General features: G+C 72.4%; 20 protein-coding genes and 1 riboswitch. Of the genes, 12 read left to right on the forward strand and 8 right to left on the reverse strand.

The features are described 5' to 3' along the window. Window positions 1-34 precede the first annotated feature (34 nt). The 11 genes from LB823_RS07775 to LB823_RS07825 all read left to right on the forward strand — a co-directional run bounded on the left by LB823_RS07775 (window position 35) and on the right by LB823_RS07825 (window position 9,763). A complete protein-coding gene (locus LB823_RS07775; RefSeq protein ID WP_224646215.1) occupies window positions 35-337 on the forward strand; it encodes an urease subunit gamma in 303 nt (100 codons plus the stop codon). Window positions 338-344: 7 nt separating this feature from the next. Next, the gene (locus LB823_RS07780; RefSeq protein ID WP_224646217.1) at window positions 345-686 is read left to right on the forward strand and encodes an urease subunit beta; all 342 of its coding nucleotides are present in this window, start codon (window positions 345-347) and stop codon (window positions 684-686) included. Further along, window positions 683-2,395 carry an urease subunit alpha gene (gene ureC / locus LB823_RS07785; protein ID WP_224646219.1) on the forward strand — a complete coding sequence of 571 codons (1,713 nt, stop codon included), beginning with the start codon at window positions 683-685 and terminating at the stop codon, window positions 2,393-2,395. The genes LB823_RS07780 and ureC overlap by 4 nt, the downstream gene beginning before the upstream one ends. Window positions 2,396-2,405: 10 nt before the next feature. Then, entirely contained in the window at window positions 2,406-2,891 is a 486-nt protein-coding gene (gene ureE, locus LB823_RS07790; RefSeq protein WP_224646221.1) for an urease accessory protein UreE, read from the forward strand. A 92-nt stretch (window positions 2,892-2,983) separates the two neighbouring features. Next, entirely contained in the window at window positions 2,984-3,646 is a 663-nt protein-coding gene (locus LB823_RS07795; protein WP_224646223.1) for an urease accessory protein UreF, read from the forward strand. Between the two features lie 11 nt (window positions 3,647-3,657). Continuing rightward, a complete protein-coding gene (gene ureG, locus LB823_RS07800; RefSeq protein ID WP_224646225.1) occupies window positions 3,658-4,269 on the forward strand; it encodes an urease accessory protein UreG in 612 nt (203 codons plus the stop codon). Next, window positions 4,266-5,102 (forward strand): urease accessory protein UreD, encoded by an 837-nt coding sequence (locus LB823_RS07805; RefSeq protein ID WP_224646227.1) that lies wholly within the window; start codon window positions 4,266-4,268, stop codon window positions 5,100-5,102. Before ureG ends, LB823_RS07805 begins: the two co-directional genes overlap by 4 nt. 17 nt (window positions 5,103-5,119) lie before the next feature. After that, on the forward strand, window positions 5,120-6,250 hold the full coding sequence (locus LB823_RS07810; RefSeq protein WP_224646229.1) for a HoxN/HupN/NixA family nickel/cobalt transporter: 1,131 nt from the start codon (window positions 5,120-5,122) through the stop codon (window positions 6,248-6,250). A gap of 15 nt (window positions 6,251-6,265) precedes the next feature. Continuing rightward, window positions 6,266-6,856, forward strand: coding sequence for a GNAT family N-acetyltransferase (locus tag LB823_RS07815; protein WP_224646231.1), 591 nt, complete (start codon window positions 6,266-6,268; stop codon window positions 6,854-6,856). Between the two features lie 94 nt (window positions 6,857-6,950). Then, window positions 6,951-9,401, forward strand: coding sequence for an AAA family ATPase (locus LB823_RS07820; protein ID WP_224646233.1), 2,451 nt, complete (start codon window positions 6,951-6,953; stop codon window positions 9,399-9,401). Beyond that, the gene (locus tag LB823_RS07825; protein ID WP_224646235.1) at window positions 9,398-9,763 is read left to right on the forward strand and encodes a hypothetical protein; all 366 of its coding nucleotides are present in this window, start codon (window positions 9,398-9,400) and stop codon (window positions 9,761-9,763) included. Before LB823_RS07820 ends, LB823_RS07825 begins: the two co-directional genes overlap by 4 nt. On the opposite strand, the gene LB823_RS07830 is transcribed toward LB823_RS07825, so the two are convergent. The 8 genes from LB823_RS07830 to LB823_RS07865 all read right to left on the reverse strand — a co-directional run bounded on the left by LB823_RS07830 (window position 9,729) and on the right by LB823_RS07865 (window position 17,384). Next, on the reverse strand, window positions 9,729-10,748 hold the full coding sequence (locus LB823_RS07830; RefSeq protein WP_224646236.1) for an LLM class flavin-dependent oxidoreductase: 1,020 nt from the start codon (window positions 10,746-10,748) through the stop codon (window positions 9,729-9,731). The two genes, LB823_RS07825 and LB823_RS07830, sit on opposite strands and share 35 nt — an antisense overlap. Before the next feature lie 5 nt (window positions 10,749-10,753). Continuing rightward, window positions 10,754-11,482: a ferredoxin gene (locus tag LB823_RS07835; protein ID WP_224646237.1), complete on the reverse strand. Its 729-nt coding sequence runs from the start codon at window positions 11,480-11,482 to the stop codon at window positions 10,754-10,756. Next, a complete protein-coding gene (locus tag LB823_RS07840) occupies window positions 11,479-12,456 on the reverse strand; it encodes an ABC transporter substrate-binding protein (protein ID WP_224646238.1) in 978 nt (325 codons plus the stop codon). The genes LB823_RS07835 and LB823_RS07840 overlap by 4 nt, the downstream gene beginning before the upstream one ends. A 43-nt stretch (window positions 12,457-12,499) precedes the next feature. Then, window positions 12,500-12,635: riboswitch (cobalamin riboswitch) on the reverse strand. Then, window positions 12,619-14,106: an ABC transporter ATP-binding protein gene (locus tag LB823_RS07845; protein ID WP_224646239.1), complete on the reverse strand. Its 1,488-nt coding sequence runs from the start codon at window positions 14,104-14,106 to the stop codon at window positions 12,619-12,621. (Overlaps the previous riboswitch by 17 nt.) Further along, window positions 14,103-14,978 carry a hypothetical protein gene (locus LB823_RS07850; RefSeq protein WP_224646240.1) on the reverse strand — a complete coding sequence of 292 codons (876 nt, stop codon included), beginning with the start codon at window positions 14,976-14,978 and terminating at the stop codon, window positions 14,103-14,105. Before LB823_RS07850 ends, LB823_RS07845 begins: the two co-directional genes overlap by 4 nt. Next, a complete protein-coding gene (locus LB823_RS07855) occupies window positions 14,975-15,823 on the reverse strand; it encodes a hypothetical protein (RefSeq protein WP_224646241.1) in 849 nt (282 codons plus the stop codon). The genes LB823_RS07850 and LB823_RS07855 overlap by 4 nt, the downstream gene beginning before the upstream one ends. After that, on the reverse strand, window positions 15,820-16,818 hold the full coding sequence (locus tag LB823_RS07860; RefSeq protein ID WP_224646242.1) for a hypothetical protein: 999 nt from the start codon (window positions 16,816-16,818) through the stop codon (window positions 15,820-15,822). The genes LB823_RS07855 and LB823_RS07860 overlap by 4 nt, the downstream gene beginning before the upstream one ends. After that, window positions 16,788-17,384: a hypothetical protein gene (locus tag LB823_RS07865; RefSeq protein WP_224646243.1), complete on the reverse strand. Its 597-nt coding sequence runs from the start codon at window positions 17,382-17,384 to the stop codon at window positions 16,788-16,790. Before LB823_RS07865 ends, LB823_RS07860 begins: the two co-directional genes overlap by 31 nt. A 180-nt stretch (window positions 17,385-17,564) precedes the next feature. On the opposite strand from LB823_RS07865, the gene LB823_RS07870 reads away from it, so the two are divergent. Then, entirely contained in the window at window positions 17,565-18,827 is a 1,263-nt protein-coding gene (locus LB823_RS07870) for an FAD-dependent oxidoreductase (RefSeq protein WP_224646245.1), read from the forward strand. Window positions 18,828-18,847 lie beyond the last annotated feature (20 nt).

Raw genomic sequence — 18,847 nt, forward strand, 5'->3', positions numbered from 1 at the left:
CGGCCGCCGGGGCAAGGGATTTGAGTGAATTCTCATGCACCTCTTGCCCCGCGAGCAGGACAAACTGCTCATCGTCGTCGCCGCGGACCTGGCGCGTCGTCGCCAGGCCCGCGGGCTCAAGCTGAACCACCCGGAGGCCGTCGCGATCATCACGTACGAGCTGGTCGAGGGCGCGCGCGACGGGCGCAGCGTCGCCGACCTCATGGCCTACGGGGCCACGATCCTCGGCCGCGACGACGTGATGGAGGGCGTGCCCGAGATGATCCACGACGTGCAGGTGGAGGCCACCTTCCCCGACGGCACCAAGCTCGTCACCGTCCACCACCCGATCCGGTAGGCGCGCGATGATCCCCGGAGAGCTCCGTCTCGCGTCCGCGCCGATCCTGTGCAACGACGGCCGACCCACGCGCACCGTCCGCGTCGTCAACACCGGCGACCGCCCCATCCAGGTGGGCTCGCACTTCCACTTCGCCGAGGTCAATCGCGCCCTCGACTTCGACCGGGCCGAGGCGTACGGTCACCGTCTGGACATCCCGTCCGGGACCGCCGTCCGGTTCGAGCCCGGCGACGGGAAGACGGTGCGCCTCGTCGCCCTCGCCGGAACCCGCGAGGTCCACGGACTCGCGAACCGCGTCAACGGCCCGCTCGACGGCGCCGACGGTGCCGAGAACGGGGGAGCGCAGTGAGCTTCGAACTGAGCCGCCGCGAGTACTCCGACCTCTACGGCCCCACCGTCGGCGACGCCGTGCGCCTCGCCGACACCGAGCTCTTCGCGGTCGTCGAGCGGGACCTCACCGTGTACGGCGAGGAGGTCGTCTTCGGCGGCGGCAAGGTGATCCGCGACGGCATGGGCGAGAACGGCGTGCTCACGCGCGAACACGACATTCCCGACACCGTGATCACCAATGCCCTGATCATCGACCACACCGGCATCGTCAAGGCCGACGTCGCGCTGCGCGACGGTCACATCCTGCGGATCGGCAAGGCCGGCAACCCGCAGATCAGCGACGGCATCACCATCACCATCGGCGCCGCCACCGAGATCATCGCGGGGGAGGGACGCATCCTCACCGCCGGCGGCATCGACACCCACATCCACTTCATCAGCGCCCAGCAGATCGACACCGCGCTCAACTCCGGCGTGACCACCATGATCGGCGGCGGCACCGGCCCGGCCGCGGGCACCAACGCCACCACCGTGACGCCCGGGCCCTGGCACATCGCCCGGATGCTGCAGGCGCTCGACGACGTCCCCATGAACATCGGGCTGCTCGGCAAGGGCCACGCGGGCGCCACCGAGCCACTCGCGGAGCAGATCCGCGCCGGCGCCATCGGCCTCAAAGTGCACGAGGACTGGGGCTCGACCACCGCCTCCATCGACAACTCGCTGCGGGTGGCCGACGAGTACGACGTGCAGGTGGCGATCCACACGGACACCCTCAACGAGTGCGGCTTCCTGGAGGACACCGTGGCCGCCATCGACGGCCGCGTGATCCACACCTTCCACACCGAGGGCGCGGGCGGCGGCCACGCGCCGGACATCATCGCCATCGCGGGGCACTCGAACGTGCTTCCCGCGTCGACGAATCCGACGCTGCCGTTCACCGAGAACACCATCGTCGAGCACCTCGACATGCTGATGGTGTGCCACCACCTCAACGCCGACATCCCCGAGGACGTGGCCTTCGCCGACTCGCGGATCCGCCCCGAGACCATCGCCGCCGAGGGCGTGCTGCACGACATGGGCATCATCTCCATCACCTCGTCCGACTCCCAGGCCATGGGGCGGGTCGGCGAGGTGATCACCCGCACGTGGCAGCTCGCGGATTCGATGAAGCGCCAACGCGGCCCCCTGGACGGAGACCCGGACGGCGGCGACAACGCCCGGATCAAGCGGTACGTCGCCAAGTACACGATCAATCCGGCGCTCGCGCAGGGCATCGCGGAGTACGTCGGCAGCGTCGAGGAGGGCAAGTTCGCGGATCTCGTGCTGTGGAATCCGGCCTTCTTCGGGGTCAAGCCCGACCTGGTGATCAAGGGCGGCCAGATCGCCACCGCGCTCATGGGCGACGCGAACGCCTCGATCCCGACGCCCCAGCCGCGCACCATGCGCCCGCAGTTCGGGTCGATGGGGAAGGCGGTGTACGACGCGGCGATCACCTTCCTGTCCACCGCGGCAGCGGAATCCGGCGTCGCCGGCGAGCTCGGCCTGCGCAAGCGAACGCTGCCCGTCCGGGGCATCCGCACCCTCCGCAAGCAGGACCTGCCGCACAACGGCGCGACGCCCGACATCACCGTCGACCCCGAGACGTACGTCGTCGCCGTCGACGGGACGCCGGTCCGCTCCGACCCCGCGTCGTCCCTGCCCATGACCCAGCGCTACTTCCTGTTCTGAGAGGCGAGAAGTGATCATCGAAGCCGTCGCCGGCAACCTCGCCGACCTGGATCCGGACGAGCTGGACGCGGTGCACGTCGAGCGGGTGCCGCTCGCCGGCGCCGACCTCGTGAAGCGGATCCAGCGGGTGCGCACCGACCACGACCGGGAGATCGGGCTGCGCCTGGCCGCGCCCGCCGGACCCGACGGCGACCTCCGCGACGGCGACATCCTGCATCGCGACGAGCGCAACATCATCGCCGTGCAGGTGCTGGCGACCGATGTGCTCGTGATCGCCCCGCGCACGATCGCCGAGATGGGCCGCACCGCACACGGACTCGGTAACCGCCACCTGCAGGCGCAGTTCTTCGACGCCGACTCCGAGTACGGCGCCGAGGTGATGGTGGTGCAGTACGACCACACCGTCGAGGACTACCTCGCCCACCACGGCGTGCCCTTCGCGCGACAGGACCGCGTCCTGCCCACGCCCTTCCGCCACGCGGAGCACACGCATTGAACACCGTTTCCGTCGGCGAAAGCACAGGTCGCGACGTGCAGGAACGGTGTTCAATCGGGGCGGGGGCGTCGCCGGGGTATCTGCTGCCGCTCTTGCAGCTGAGCGATTCGGCCCTCCCGACGGGCGCGTTCAGCCACTCCTTCGGGATGGAGGCGTACCTCGCGGACGGCACCATCGCGGACGAGGTCACCTTCGCCGCGTGGCTGCGCGCGTACGTCTCGCGGCAGCTCACCCACACCGACGGCCTCGCGATCCGGATGGTCTACGACGCGCTGCACATCGGCGACCTGGACGCCGTCTGGCGGCTCGACCGCCTGCTGGCCGCCCTCACCCTGCCCGAGCAGGTGCGCACCGCGGCCGGCACGATCGGCAGGCGCACCGCCGAGGTCGGCACCGTGGTCGCGGCCGAGTCCTTCCTCGGCGACTACCTCGCCGAGCTCGACGCCGGCCGGTGCCACGGGCATCCCGCCGTCGCCTTCGCGCTGCTCGCCCACGCGGTGGACGCCCCGCCCGCCGCGGCGATCGAGGCGCACGTCTTCGCCGCCGTCACCTCGCTGACCCAGAACGCCGTCCGCGCCATCCCCATCGGCCAGACCGCGGGGCAGCGGGTGCAGCGCTCGATGCACGACGTGGTGGCCGACGCCGTCGCCACCGCCATGACCCTGACCGACGACGACCTGGGTGCCGCATCGCCCGGGCTCGAGATCGCACAGATGCGGCATCGGCGCCAGCGGGCGCGGATGTTCATGAGCTAGGAGGAGATTCCATGACGACGATCCGGATCGGTGTCGGCGGCCCCGTGGGCGCGGGCAAGACGCAGCTGGTGGAGCGCATCACCCGCCACCTCGACGGCGAGGTGTCGATGGCGGCGATCACGAACGACATCTACACCACTGAGGACGCGAAGATCCTGGCGCGCAACAGCGTGCTGCCCGACGATCGCATCGTCGGCATCGAGACCGGCGGCTGCCCGCACACCGCGATCCGCGAGGACACGTCGATGAACGAGGCCGCGGTGTCGCGGCTCGTGGCCGCGCACCCCGACCTCCAGATCGTGTTCATCGAGAGTGGCGGCGACAACCTCTCCGCGACCTTCAGTCCCGAGCTGGTGGACTTCTCGATCTACCTGATCGACGTGGCACAGGGCGAGGAGATCCCGCGCAAGGCCGGTCAGGGCATGATCAAGTCGGATCTGTTCGTGATCAACAAGACCGACCTCGCGCCGTACGTCGGTGCGGACCTGTCCGTCATGGCCGCGGACTCGCGGGTCTTCCGCGGCGACCGCCCGTTCTGCATGACCAATCTCAAGACCGACGAGGGCCTGGACGGCGTGCTGGAGTGGATCCGCCGCGACGTGCTCATGCTCGACCTCGCGTGACCGGTGCTGTCGTGCCCGCGCTCACCGGCGAACTCGCCCTGACCCTCGCTCCGCGGGGGCGGCGCACCGTCGCCGTGGCGCAGCGGCACGCCGGCACCCTGCAGACCCTGCGGCCCATGTACCTCGACGACTCCGGGCAGGTCACCTACCACGTGGTGAACCCCGGGGGCGGGTGCCTGCGCGGCGACACCTACGCGATCGACATCGCGCTCGAGGCCGGCGCCCGGGCCGTCGTGACCACGCAGTCGGCGACCAAGGTCTACCGCACGCCCGGCGGCGGCGCCGCGCAGCACATGCGGATCCGGCTCGGTGCCGGCGCCGTCCTCGAGTACGTGCCCGACGCGCTGATCCTGTACCGCGAGGCCACCTACCGACAGACCTGCGCCGTGGAGCTCGACGAATCGGCGTCGCTCCTCCTGGCCGAGATCGTGACGCCCGGGTGGTCGCCCGACGGTGCGCGGTTCCGCTACGACGAGCTGCGCATGCGGACCGAGATCCACCGCGGCGGCGAGCTGCTCGCCGTGGACAACCTGCTCATCGAGCCCGGCCGCGGAGACCCGTCCGGCATCGGCTTCCTCGACGGGCACACGCACGTCGGCTCGCTGACCGCGGTCGACCCGCGCATCGACGAGGACCTGCTCGACGAGGTGCACGCGCTCACCGAGACCGCCGCGGCGGTGCGGAGCGGGCTCACCGCGCTCGCGGGCCCCGGCTTCGTACTCCGCTGCCTCGGTGACGACACCGCGGAACTGGCCGGCCTGTTCGACGCGGTCATCGGGCTCCTCCGGTCCCGATGGACCGGACAGGCGCCCATGAACCTGCGAAAGTACTGAGGGTGGAGGACACCGGAATGACCACATCGAGTTCCGCCGACCGGCTCCGGGCGGCCTGGACCGCGCTGGGCCCGGGCGACCGGCGATCGCTGTTCGGCATGACCGCGATCGTGATCGCGCTGCACGTCGTCGGCTTCGGCGCGCTTATCCTGCTGATCGCGCCGGGCCACTACCGGATCGGCAACGGCGGAGAGTTCACCGTCGGCATCGGCCTGCTGGCCTACACGTTCGGCCTGCGCCACGCCTTCGACGCCGACCACATCGCCGCGATCGACAACACCACGCGGAAGCTGCTGGCCGACCGCGAGGGGAGGATCGCCGCGGGGGAGCGGAACCCGCGCCGGCCGCTCTCGGTCGGCTTCTGGTTCTCGCTCGGCCACTCGACCGTCGTGTTCGGCCTCGCCGCGCTGCTCGCGCTCGGCGTGCGCGCCCTCGTCGGCCCCGTCGAGGACGAGAACTCGACGATGCAGACGGTGCTCGGCCTTATCGGCACTTCGGTCTCCGGCGTGTTCCTGTGGATCCTCGGCATCATCAACCTGGTGGTGCTCGTCGGCATCGTGAAGGTGTTCCGGGACATGCGTTCCGGACGCTACGACGAGGCGGAGCTCGAGGACCGCCTGAACAACCGTGGGCTCATGAGCCGCCTGCTGCGCGGGGTGTCCGGGTCGGTGCGCAAGCCCTGGCACATCTACCCGATCGGCGTGCTCTTCGGCTTGGGCTTCGACACCGCCACCGAGGTGGGCCTGCTCGTCCTCGCGGGCGGAATGGCCGCGTTCACCTTGCCCTTCTATTGCATCCTGGTGCTGCCGGTGCTGTTCGCCGCGGGAATGTCGCTGCTGGACACCATCGACGGCGTCTTCATGAACGCCGCCTACGGCTGGGCCTTCGCCAAGCCGGTGCGGAAGGTCTACTACAACATCACGATCACGTCGCTCTCGGTGGCCGTGGCGCTGGCGATCGGCACCGTCGAACTGCTGGGCGTGCTGGCCGAGCGGGCGCACGTCGAGTCCGGGCCGCTCGGCTGGGTCGCCTCGATCAACCTGGACTACGCGGGCTTCGTGATCGTGGGGCTGTTCGTGGCGGTATGGGCCGTGGCGCTGCTGATCTGGCGGTACGGGCGGATCGAGGACCGCTGGTCGGTGCGCTGAGTTAGCGTGAGCCGCATGAGCGGTATCGAGGTGCGGCCGGCGAGCGTCTTCGAGGATGTGGCGGCCGTGCTCGGCCCCAAGAAGCAGACCTCCAGCAACTGCTTCTGCCTCTCGTACCGGATCGGCTCGAAGGAGAACCAGGCGCTGCGCGGACCCGACCGGTTCGAGCGGGTCCGCGGGCTGTGCGCGGAGGATCCGCCGCCCGGCGTCCTCGCCTACGACGGTGCCGACCCCGTCGGTTGGGCCGCCATTCACCCGCGGGCGGACACCAGCTTCGCGACGAACCGCCGTATCCCGCAGGTCGACGGGCACGACGCCCCGTGGTCGCTGTGGTGCGTGCGGGTGCGCCCCGGACACCGGAAGCAGGGGATCAGCCACGAACTCGTCGCCGGGGCGGTGGAGTTCGCCCGCGCCCACGGCGCCACGGTCGTCGAGGCGTACCCCGTCGACAATCGGGGCGCGAAGGTCGACCTGACCATGGCCTATGTCGGCACCCGACCGCTGTTCGAGCGGGCGGGCTTCGAGTACGTCACGGACACCACGTCGGTGCTGAACGGCTTCACGCGCGTCCTGATGCGGTACTGGACCGGCCACCAGCAGCGCTGAGGCGCGACGTTCTACGGCGGAGCGCCAGGACCGCACATTCCTGTCGGTGCCGTGTGCCATTGTTGCCCCAACAACCAGCCGCAGGGGAGGCGACATGGGGGCCATCGAGGAAGCGATCGAACAGGACACGATCCGCGAGGTGTGGGAACTGCTGGACTCGGACGAGTCGATCAGCGAGCAGGCGATGTACCTGGTCGCGGCCGCGCTCGAGGGTGAGGCGCATCTGTTCGCGCAGGCGGGTGGCGCAACAGCGCCGCAGCGACCCGGGACAGGCGAGGAAGCGGAGGTCGTCCCGGACCCGGTGGTCGCCTTCCTACGCACGATCACCGTCGCCGGGTTCCGAGGGATCGGCCCCGAGGCGCGCCTCGAGTTCGAGGCGCGGCCGGGGATCACGGTGATCAGCGGCCGGAACGGCTCGGGGAAGTCGAGTTTCGCCGAGGCGCTGGAGTACGCCCTCACCGGTACGAGCTACCGGTGGAAGGAGAAGCGCAGCGCACAGCAGTGGGCCGGCGCCTGGCGGAACCTCCACTCGGGAGCGGCCCGGATCGCCGCGGATTTCGCTATGCAGCAGGCCGGCGGCGGGCGGACGCTGACGGTGGGAGCGCAGTGGGCCGACGACGCAGACCTCGACGAGGCGCGCCGCTGGGCACAGGTCGCCTCGGAGAAGCAGACCGGCGTGGCGGACCTGGGCTGGGAGCAGCCGCTCGCGGTGTACCGTCCGCTGCTCTCCTACGACGAGCTCGGCGGGATCTTCGAGGAGGGGCCGTCAGGGCTGTACGACGCTCTCAACCGCATGCTCGGGCTCGACGCGGTGGCCGATGCGGAGGCGGCCCTCAAGGCGCTGATCAAGCAGCTCGAACCGCACCGTAAGGCCGCCGACGCCGATCGCGCCCTGCTCAAGCGCTCGCTCGGCGCGTGCGACGACGCGCGTGCCGGGGAGGTCACGAAGTTGATCGCTCGCAAGCCCTACGACCTCGCCGCCATCACGGCGATCACCCTGGGCAGCGCCACACCGCAGGCGGCGGCGGTCTCGGCCCTGCGGACGTGTGCCGCCGTGTCGTCGCCGGACGGTATCGCTGAGGCAGCCGCGCTCCGCAGCGCGATCGGCGGTGTGGTCGCCGCGTCCGTGGGCGCGACGGCGGTGGCGCAGCGCCGCAACGCCCTGCTGCGGGACGCGCTGGCGCTGCACGCCGATACCGGCGATGGACCGTGTCCGGTGTGCGCCGCGGGCGAACTCGACGGTGCGTGGCGGAGCCGGGTGGAGGCTGAACTCGCGGATACCGATTCGCAGCTCGCGGACCAGCGGGCGGCACAGGCCCACCTCGCGGATGCCGAACGCGCTGCGCGGGAGCTGGTCGCCGGCCTCGCGCAGCTGCGTCCCGTCGACGGCCATGCCCTTGACGTCGTCGCGGAGTGGAACGACGCGGTCGGAGCCGCGCGTGCGCTGCCGTCCTCGTCCGCGGAGTGGGCCGATCACCTGACCGATCGCCTGGGTGCGCTGGCAGAGATCGGCGGGCGACTGCGTCCGATCGCGGCGTCCCTCGCGTCGGAGCTCGAGGACGCCTGGGCGCCGGTGGCGCAGGAGGTCGGCGCGTGGGTCGTGGCCGAGACCGCCGCGCAAGAACAGGACGCTGCTCTCGCAGCGGCGAAGACGGCCTCCGCGTGGCTCAAGGAGAACGCGGGAACGCTCCGCGGCCGCCGGCTCGCGCCGATCGTCGACCAGGCGCGGGCGATCTGGGCCCGGCTGCGGCAGGAATCCGACGTCGACCTCGGCACCATCGAACTGGAGGGCAGCGCCACGCGGCGGCGTGCCGAGCTGCGCGGCACCGTCGACGGCAAGCCGGCCGGGACGCTCTCGGTGATGAGCCAGGGCGAGCTGCACGCCCTCGCGCTGGCGCTGTTCATCCCGCGGGCGACCGCGGCGGCGAGCCCGTTCCGCTTCCTGGTGCTCGACGATCCGATCCAGGCGATGGACCCGGCGAAGGTCGCCGGATTCCTCGACGTACTGCAGGATCTCGCCGCCGAGCGTCAGGTGATCGTGTTCTCGCACGACGATCGGCTGGCGAAGGCCATCCGTAACGCGTCGATCCCCGCGAACCTCATCGAGGTGGTGCGCGAGCCGGGCTCGATCGTCGCGCCCAAGCCCGCGAACACGCCGGCGCACCGGTACATCGTCGACGCGACCGCGCTCGTCCGCGATGAGGCGCTCGACGACGTGGTCAAGCGCAAGGCGGTGCCGGGGATCTTCCGGCTCGCGGTGGAGGCGGCCGCGCAGCAGCGGTTCTACGCCGAGAGCTCCCGGCGCGGGGTGTCGTACGACGAGTCCGAATCGCGGTGGGAGTCGGCGCTGACGACGCAGCAGAAGGTCGCGCTCGCGGTCCTCGGCGATCCCCGCGGCAACCTGGGTGGATGGAAGTCCCGGCGCGACTGGCGGTTCCCGACGATCGAGATCTGCGCGCGGGGCGTGCACAGCGGCGCCGGGGACCTCGTGGGCGCGTTGACGGACCTGCGGCGCACCGTCGACGACGTCCTGGAGGGACGGTGACCTCCGGGCTGCTCGCGCGGGCCGAGGAGCTCCTGCAATCGGGCGCACCTGCCGGCGCGGGCAACAGCGCCCGGCTCGCCGCCTTCCTCGCTCGCCAGGAGGTGGAGTCGCTCATCGACGCGCGTTGCCGCGAGGTGACCGGCGCCGACGTCACCGGCGCCACGATGAAGGCCCGGATCGCGGTGCTCCGGGCGCTCGACGAGACGGCGACCGGGCGGGTGCTCGCCGCGGCCTGGTACGAGCTGAGCGGCTACTGCCACCAGCACGCCTACGAGCTCTCGCCCGCGGCCTCGCAGGTCCGCGGCGTGGTGGCGGCCGTGATCGAGGTCAGCGCCAGCCCAGCGCCGGAGCCACGTCCTTGACCAGGGACTCCAGCAGGCGGGTGTTGTACTCCACGCCCAGCTGATTGGGCACCGTCACCAGGACGGTGTCGGCCTCGGCGATGCCCTCGTCGTCGCGGAGCTGCTCGACGAGCTCGTCGGGCTCGCCCGCGTAGGTGCGGCCGAAGACGGCGCGGAAGTCGTCGATCACGCCGAACTGGTCGTCGCTGGAGCGCTCGTGGCCGAAGTAGGCGCGGCTCTCGTCGTCGATGATCGGCATGATGCTGCGGCTCACCGAGGCCCGTGGCTCGTGATCGTGGCCGGCCTCGGCCCAGGCGTCGCGGAACTTCCGGATCTGGTTGGCCTGCTGCACGTGGAAGGGCTCCCCGGACTCGTCGGTCTTGAGCGTCGAGCTCATGAGGTTCATGCCGAGCTTCGCCGCCCACTCGGCCGTGGCGTCGGACGCGGCGCCCCACCAGATCCGGTTCCGCAGCGTGGGGGAGTGCGGCTCGACGCGCAGCAGCCCCGGCGGGTTGGGGAACATGGGGCGCGGGTTCGGCTGCGCGAAGCCGCCGCCCTCGAGCACCTTGAGCATGAACTCGGTGTGCTCGCGGCCCATGTCGGCGTCCGTCTTGCCCTCGTCGGGTTGGTAGCCGAAGTACTTGTAGCCCTCGATCACCTGCTCGGGCGACCCACGGCTCACGCCGAGCTGTAGTCGCTCGCCGGCGATGAGGTCGGCGGCTCCGGCGTCCTCCGCGAAGTACAGCGGGTTCTCGTAGCGCATGTCGATCACGCCGGTACCGATCTCGATCCGCGAGGTCCGGGCGCCGATCGCGGCGAGCAGGGGGAACGGCGAGCCGAGCTGCCGCGCGAAGTGGTGCACGCGGAAGTAGGCGCCGTCGGCACCCACCTCCTCGGCCGCCACCGCGAGGTCGATCGACTGGTGCAGGACGTCGGCCGCCGTGCGGGTACGGGAGCCGGGTGAATCGGTCCAGTGACCGAAGGACAGGAAGCCGATCTTCTTCATGGCCGCTACAACCCCGGACTGCGGTCCGAATATTCCGCGGACCGTCGGGCCTCGGAGCGTTCCCGGGGGAGCAGGAGATGGGCGGCCCGCTCCTCGTTCAGCAGGTGCGCGTCGACGAGTCCGGGGACGTCGTCGACGGTGACCCGCCCGTACCAGGTGTCGTCCGGCTGGACCGTGACGACGGGCGCGTGATTGCACGGGAACTGGCACCCGGTGACCGTGACCAGTGCGTCGTCGTCGCTCAGGCCCGCGCGACGCAGCTCGTCGCCGAACGCCGAGGTCAGCGCCGACGCCCCGAGCGCGGAGCAGCGCGGGCCGCGGCAGATCAGCACTTGGTGCCGGTGCCGCGGCACCTCCTCCCACGCCGCCGAATGCAGGGGCGCGGCATCGTCGGTCATCGGGGCGCCGCCCGCGGCGATCGCGGCCGCGAGCAGGTCGCGGTCGGGTTCGGCCAGCAGCTGCGGCGCGAGGCGCAGCGTCGGCGCACCGTCGTAGCCCCGGAGCCAGTGCGCGGCCACCCGGCGCAACCACGACCGCTTGGGGCCGGGCTGCGCCCAGCCCGCGCCGATGAGCAGGACGTCGGAGGCGCCGCGGTCGGCGACCGCGGTGAGCACGTCGACCAGCGCCGGATCGTGGACCTGGAGGAAGGCGGGCTGCGCGGAGGCGCTGCGGGCGAGGGCGGTCAGGCCCTCGCGGTCGACGCCGGCGGACATGCCGACGAGGATCGCGGTCACGGCAGCGCTCGGATGCCGTCGGCGACGCGCCGCGCACCGTCGAGCAGCCGAACGCCGGAGGTGGTCTCCGAGAACGGGATCACGACGAAACGGTTCTCCCGGACCGCGCGCAGCTGGCTCAGGGCGGGGTCCTTGCGGGCCTGGTCGATCCTGTCCTGCGCCGGGTGTCCCGCGGTATCGGCCACGACGATGACGTCGGGGTTCGTGCCGACCACGTTCTCCAGGGAGACCTCGGCCCAGTTGCCAGGCAGGTGGGCGAAGACGTTCACGCCGCCGACCGACTCGATGAGCAGCTGCGGCGTGCCCTTGCCGGCGCCCACGTTGAGCCCGGACTGCGCGCCGTAATCCCACCAGAAGATGCGCTGGCCGCGCGCCGCGCCCTTGAGCGCGGCGCTGCCGAGCTCGTCCTTCTGCGCCGCGACGAGTTTCGCCGCGGCGTCCTCGGTGCCGAAAGCCTTGCCCGCGGCGGTCAGCTCGTCCCAGATGAGATCCCATGAGGCGCGCTCGGGCTTCTTGGCGCAGCCCGCCGGGGCGAGGAGGGTGGCGATGCCCTGGCCCTGCAGCCGCGCGCGGTCGCCGGCGTTCTTCTCGCTGAACGCCGAGTTGTACGAGCCGTAGACGAGGTCGGGCCGCACCGAGAGCATCTTCTCCTGCGTGGGGTACTTCGCGGCGAGCACGGGGATCCGCGCGTAGTCGGCCTGGAAGCGGGGTGCGACCGCGTCGTCGAGGTACGCCGTGCCCACCATCCGGTCGGCAACGCCGAGCGCGAGGGCCACCTCGGTCGCGCCCTGGTTCATGGTCACGATACGTCGCGGTTCCGCCGTGACCTCCGTGGTGAAGTCGCAGGTGGTGACGCTGACGGGAAACCGCTCGGAGGGGCTCGCCGCGGGGGTCGACGGTGCGGTGCCGCACCCCGTGAGGAATGCCGCCGCGACGGACAGGGCGAGGGGTGGGACGAGGGCGCTGGGCCGCATGGGTCGGACTCGATTCGTCGGCCGCTCCGTGCGCGGGGGCGGCGGTGGACAGCTGCGAGTCGGCGGGTATCGGACTCGAAGCCGCTTTCGCCGCCTCACACCGTTGCGCGCCAGTCCCGGATTCCCACCGGGTTCCCCATGTCCGACTCGAGCGTGACGCTATCAGGCGGTCTGGGTCCCGCGTCGCGCCGCGGCGAGCGCTCCTGCGGAGGCGACGGCGGTCCACGCGGCGAGGATCGCCAGCGAGACCCACGGCGACCAGGTCGCCGTGTTCGCGGGCACGCCGACCGTCGCGATCTGGGAGCTCGTCGCGGGGAGCCAGGCCGCGAGCGACCGCCCGAACGGCAGGGCCGGGACCGCGATCGCCTCCACGAGGAACCACCAGCCCAGGACGGCGCCGACGGCGGCGGTCATCGACGACGCCACGTGCCCGACTGCGAGCCCCAGGACCGCGAGCAGCGCGCCCGCGACCGGCGCTATGACGAGCAGTCGCAGGACCTCCCCAGTGGGCGAGGGCAATCCCGTGATCGCGGCGACCACGATGGCCGAACCGGCACCTGCCAGCCCCGCTCCCGCACCGCCCGCCGCCGCGATCAGGGCCTTCGAGCCGTACCCGAGCAGCGGGCGCGGGATCAGGATCCGGGTGAGGGCGAGCGTCCCGTGGTCCCGGTCGAGCCCGATGAGCAGCGCTCCGGCGACGGCGATGAGCGCGCCGCCCACCAGCCCGAGGCCGTAGCCCGCAGTGGTCACCGAGGCGTCGTGGAAGACCGGTGCGAAGACACCGACGACGACGGCCACCGCGAGCGCGACCGCCGTCGCGCCGCCGAGCGCGGCCCGGAAACCCCGGGAGGTCAGGGCCTTCCGGGCCTCCGCCGCAACGGACCGTCGCGCGACACCCCGCGGCGCGGCGGCCTCCGGCGCGGGTGCGGGAGTCGCGGCCTCGTCGTCGCCGGTGAGCCGGAAGTAGAGCGCCTCGAGCCCGGACCGGCCGGGCGGCGTGGGCTCGACCAGATCGGCCAGCGGGGCGTCCGCGACCACGCGCCCCTCGTGCAGGGCGACGATGCGGTCGGCCGTCTGCTCCAGCTCGCTGAGCAGGTGCGAGGACAGCAGCACGGTGCGGCCCTCGTCAGCGAGGGCGCGGAGGGTACTGCGGATCCACGCGATCGCCTCGGGGTCGAGGCCGTTGACCGGCTCGTCGAGCACGATCACCGGCGGGTCGCCGAGGACGGCGCCCGCGATCGCGAGTCGCTGGCGCATGCCGAGTGAGAACCCACCGACAGGGCGGTGGGCGACTCGGTCGAGGCCGACGAGGTCCAACGCGGCGTCGACCCGGGCGTCCGGTAGGCCGATCGCGGCCGCCATCCACCGCAGGTGCTCGCGCGCGGTGCGCGTCGGCGACGCCCAGGCCGCGTCGAGCAGCACGCCGATGGTCGCCCCGGGGTTCGCGAGCTCGTCGTACCGCTGCCCGTCGATCGTGACCGTGCCGGACGAGGGCCGCTCGAGACCGGCGATGAGTCGCAGGGTGGTGGACTTCCCGGCGCCGTTCGGGCCGATCAGACCCGTGACCTCGCCCGACGGTGCCGTGAAGGTCACGTCCTCGACGGCCACCGTCGCGCCGTAGCGGACGGTGACCCCGGAGAGTTCGATCACCGCGGCGGCGCGGCGACGGCCGGGCCGGCGGGCTTCGCGGTCGCGGGCTTCGCGGGCCCGGCCTTCGTCGGCACTGCCTTCGCGGGCCCGGGCTTCGGCGCCGTCGGACCCCCGCCCTTGCCGCTGGCCGCGAGCTCGGCGAGCGCGGCCAGGCCTCCGGTGGCGATGGGGGACCACTTCCCGGTCTGCAGGCCGGTGAGCACCTGGTCCTCCCAGGCGACGAGGCACGCGGCCGCCGGGGTGGCGGCGAGCTCCTGGAGTGCGGGGGCGAGGTCGTCGCCGGCCTTGGTGAGCGCCTCGATCACCTTCGGGCGGTACTGCGCGTACAGGGGCTTGATCGCGTCGTAGACCGCCTGTTCCGCGGCATTGAGCGCGCCGACGGGGCCGGCGAGGGCGGGCTGCGACTGCTCGATCACGGGCTTGATCGCGGCGAGGAACGGGCCGAACAGGCTGAGGATCGGATCGTAGGCCTGGCCCGCCGCGAAGGCCTCGTCGGTGAAGGCGCCGGCGGCGGGCGCCAGCAGGATCAGCGACGCGAGGCCGCCCTTCTCCCGCGGCTTCGGCCAGCCGAGCGGGCACTGGATATCGGCGGGGTTCACGCCCGGAACGACGGTCGAGATCGATCCCGAGGTCGCCGCCGAGCCGGAGGGCTTCGCCGGGCCGGACGGGGTCGCCGAGCCGGAGGGCTTGGCCGCCGAGGGCGTCGCCGGTCCCGAAGGTTTCGCCGCCGCGCTCGCCGACGCGAGGGAGCTGCCCGGCGACGGGGCGGGCTTGGGCGTGGGCGCGGCCGCCGCGGTACCGGCGACGGGGACCGTCACGGCCAGCGCGGCGGCGACGGCGGTGCGGGCGAGCGCGGGCGGGATGCGGGTCATGGGGCCTTCTTCGGTGCGGAGGAGTGGGCGGGGGCGGTCGAGCCGGCCGCGGTGGGCGGCGGTCCGGGTTCGAAGACGCCTTCCAGGTGCCAGACGCCGGTGAAGTCGTTGAACGGGCCGCCCTGGATGTGGCTGGTCCAGTCGAGGGTGAAGCGCCGCGTCGCGGGGTCGAAGGTGCCGGTCGCGGTGGGGCCGTCGGCCTTCGCCGCTGCGGGCTGCGCGAGCCAGCGCTGCGAGACGACGTCCCAGGCCTTTCCGACCTGCTCCTGACCGGCCGCGGCGGCGTCGGTGCGAGGCACCGGCTTCGGCGCGCCCTGGTTGAACTCCTGGTTGTTCCAGGAGGCGGCCCAGGCGGAGACGTCCGCGGTCAGCTTCGTCCCGGTGCGCGTCACCGATGGCGCGGACAGCGCGGCGCGCGTCTGCGGATCGACGGCGTTCGTGGAGATCCCGAAGAGCACGTCGAAGAACTTCGTCGGCGTGATCACCGAGCCGGACAGCGAATCACCGTTGCGGAAACCGGGTTTCGCCTCGGACTGGTAGGCGCCACTGCGGAGCCCGCCCGCGGTGCCCGGCTTCAGGGCCGTAACGCGGCCCTCGTCGATCGGCGAGTTGGCGTTGTTGACGAACGGCCCGTCGGCGGTTCCACCGACGATCGCCATCTTGAAGTACGTGCCCGTCGGCTTCCCGTTGGCGAAACCGCCCGGCGTGAACCGGAACAGCCCGACGAGCTGCTCGGCGGCTTCGGGCTGCGCCGGCGCCTCGGTGCTACAGGCGGCGGATGCAGCCGCCGCGACGGCCACCAGCGCGAGAGCGAGGGACCGTCGGGAGATCGGACGGGATGTCACGGCAGGGCCTTTCGTCGGGTACCGAGCACGGCGCCCCCGACGGCGAGGCCCAGGACGAGCTCCGCCCAGGGCAGGGCCGCGAAGGTGCCGCCGGGGACCGGCAGGACGGCGTTGGTGCAGGCCAGCCGCCGGTAGTCGGGGAGGTTGTCGTTGATCGCGCCGGTGAGCGAGGCGAGATCGGAGGACACCGTCTGCCAGGAGGCGGTGAAGGCCCGGATCTCGGGGGTGCGGCGGACCGTCGTGCCGCGGTCGATCTCGCCGACCGCGCCGACCAGCGCGAGGAAGTCGCGCTGCAGGCGCACCACCTGCTGCTCGGTCATGATCGGCGCGAACCGGTCGACCACCCGGCCGGCGGACGGCGCACCGGCGACCAGGCCGGAGGCGAACGGGTGGACCACCAGCGCCACCGCGCAGAGCGCCGCGGCGGCGGTCGCCCACCGACGCGGCGGGGCGGACCGGGAGCGGAGCAGGACCGCCCCGGCCACGGCCAGCGCGATCCCGACCAGCAGGAGCAGTTGAGGGAGCGTGCTCAGGCCGCGGATCCGGGCCAGCGCGTCGACGTCGGGCTTCGCCGCCCGCGCCGACGCGAGCAGCTCCCGGGCGTTCGCCTCGACGTCCGCGGACCGGTTCGCGTAGTCGACGGTCCGCGGCGCCGCCGCGAGCCGCCCGGCCGCGGCCTCCGCTCGGGCGGCCGCGCCGAACCGGGCGATCGCGTCGACGTCCCCGTCGAGCCGGGCGAGGGACTCGTCGGTCAGGTGCGGCGCGAAGGCGTCGAGCATCTTCGTCGCGCCCGCCGTCGTGGTGGGCAGGCCGCCGGCGACGGAGCCGAGGGCGAGGGCGATGCCCGCGATCAGCAGGAACCAGGCCGGCCACCGTCGGGCGGTGGAGACCGCCGCGGTGCGCGGGGGCGCGACGGCGCGCAGCCGGGGGACGCCCCCGAGGAGCGCCGCCGCGCCGGGTGCCGCTACTTGCTGTACGTACCGGTGAGATGCCACAGGCCGGTGAAGTTGTTGAACGGCCCGCCCACGATCTGGCTCGTCCACGTGATCGAGTAGCTGGAGCCGTTGATCGTGCCGGTCACGCGGCTGGTCTTGCCGGGGAGGCCGCCGCCGGGCTTCGGGGCGCCCTGGTTGAAGACCTGGCCGTTCCAGGCGACGCCGAACGCCGAGAGGTCGCCGGACAGCGACGAGCCGTTGCGCGTGATGGTCGGGACCGCGGTAGCGGACCCGGTCTGCGGGTCGGTCGCCTTCGTCGAGGTCACGAAGTCCGAGCCGAAGAAGGTGCGCGCCGCGGTGACCTGCCCCTGGTAGGAGCCGGAGGTCAGCGACCCGGACAGCGGGGTGATCGTCTTGTCCGAGTTGGTCGAGTTGCCGTTCGCGAGGAACGGGCCCGACGCGGTGCCGCTCGGCAGGATCATCCGGAAGTACGAACCGGAGTCGATCGAGAAGGTGCCCGTGAGGGTGTCGGCGTTCGCCGCGGGGGTGGCGACGGCGGTGACCGCCGCTGCGGCCGTCACTGCCAGGGCGGCGCCGAGGGCGCGGCGGGAGAAGGTGGTGCGCATGGGGCGATCTCGCTTTCGTCAGGAGGTGGAGGAGCCCGATGGAAGCTGAACGCTAGTTGCGGTCGTACGGTCCGCGAAGAGTTCCGATCACCGCGATCCGGGATACGTGATCTCGATCGCGTCGGGGATCGGCGCTCGGGGGTCTTGCCCCAATGCGCGACGCGGCGTAAATTTCAACACATGATGAATAACGGGTGCGTCGTGGTCGGTGGAGGCCCCGCCGGGATGGTCCTCGGGCTCCTGCTCGCCCGCGGCGGCGTGCGAGTCACCGTGCTGGAGAAGCACTCCGACTTCCTGCGCGACTTCCGCGGGGACACGGTGCACGCCTCGACCCTGACGCTGCTCGACGAACTCGGGCTAGGCGAGCGGTTCGCGGCGATGCCGCACCGCGACGTCGAGCGGATGACGGTCCGGCTCGACGCGGGCGAGGCCGCCGTCGCGGACTTCCGCCGGCTGCCGGGCGCCCACCGGCACATCGCCTTCGCGCCGCAGTGGGACCTCCTCGACCTACTCGCAACCGCTGCCGCGGAGGAGTCGACCTTCACCCTCATCAACGATGCCGAGGTGATCGACGTTCTCCGAGAGCACGGCACCGTCGTCGGCGTGCGGTACCGGGACCGCGCGACCGGGGCCGAGCGCGACCTCCGGGCGGCGCTGACCGTCGCCTGCGACGGGCGCTCGTCCGCGGTCCGCGCCGCCGCCGGGCTCGCGCCGCGCCGCTTCGGCGTCCCCATGGACGTACTGTGGTTCCGCCTGCCGCGCGAGCGCACCGACCCCGACGGGGTCTTCGGTCGCCTGAGCGCGGGCCGCTTCGCGATCACCATCGACCGCGGCGACTACTGGCAGTGCGCCTCCGTCATCCCTAAGGGCACCGACGCGGCGCTCCGTGCGGCCGGCATCGACGGCTTCCGGCGGGACATCGCGGCACTGCTGCCGTGGACCGCCGACCGCCTCGCTCCGCTCACCTCGCTGGACGACGTCAAGCTCCTCGAGGTGGAGCTCAACCGGCTGCGCCGCTGGTACGTCGACGGCCTGCTCCTCATCGGCGACGCCGCGCACGCCATGTCGCCCGTCGGCGGCGTGGGGATCAACCTCGCCGTCGCCGACGCGGTCGCCGCCGCCCGCATCGTCGGCCCGGCGCTGCGGTCCGACGGTGGCGTTCCGCTCCGGCTGCTGCGCCGCGTCCAGCTCCGACGGTGGCTGCCCACGGTCCTGATCCAAGGGGTGCAGCGAGTCATCCACCGGGCGCTCCTCGCGCCGGCCCTCGCCGCCGCGCCCGGCCCACGGCTGGGCGCGGCTCGTCTCCCCGCGCCGCTCCGACTGCTCCGCCGGTTCCCGGCACTCCAGGGCCTGACCGCGCGGATGGTGGCGATCGGGCCCCTCCCCGAACATGCGCCGGCGTGGGCGCGCCGCCCCGCTGTGCGCAGCCGCACCGGACGCTGAGCAGCCGTTGACTAGAGTCG

The organism is Tsukamurella sp. M9C (assembly GCF_020169415.1).
GTDB lineage: Bacteria > Actinomycetota > Actinomycetes > Mycobacteriales > Mycobacteriaceae > Tsukamurella.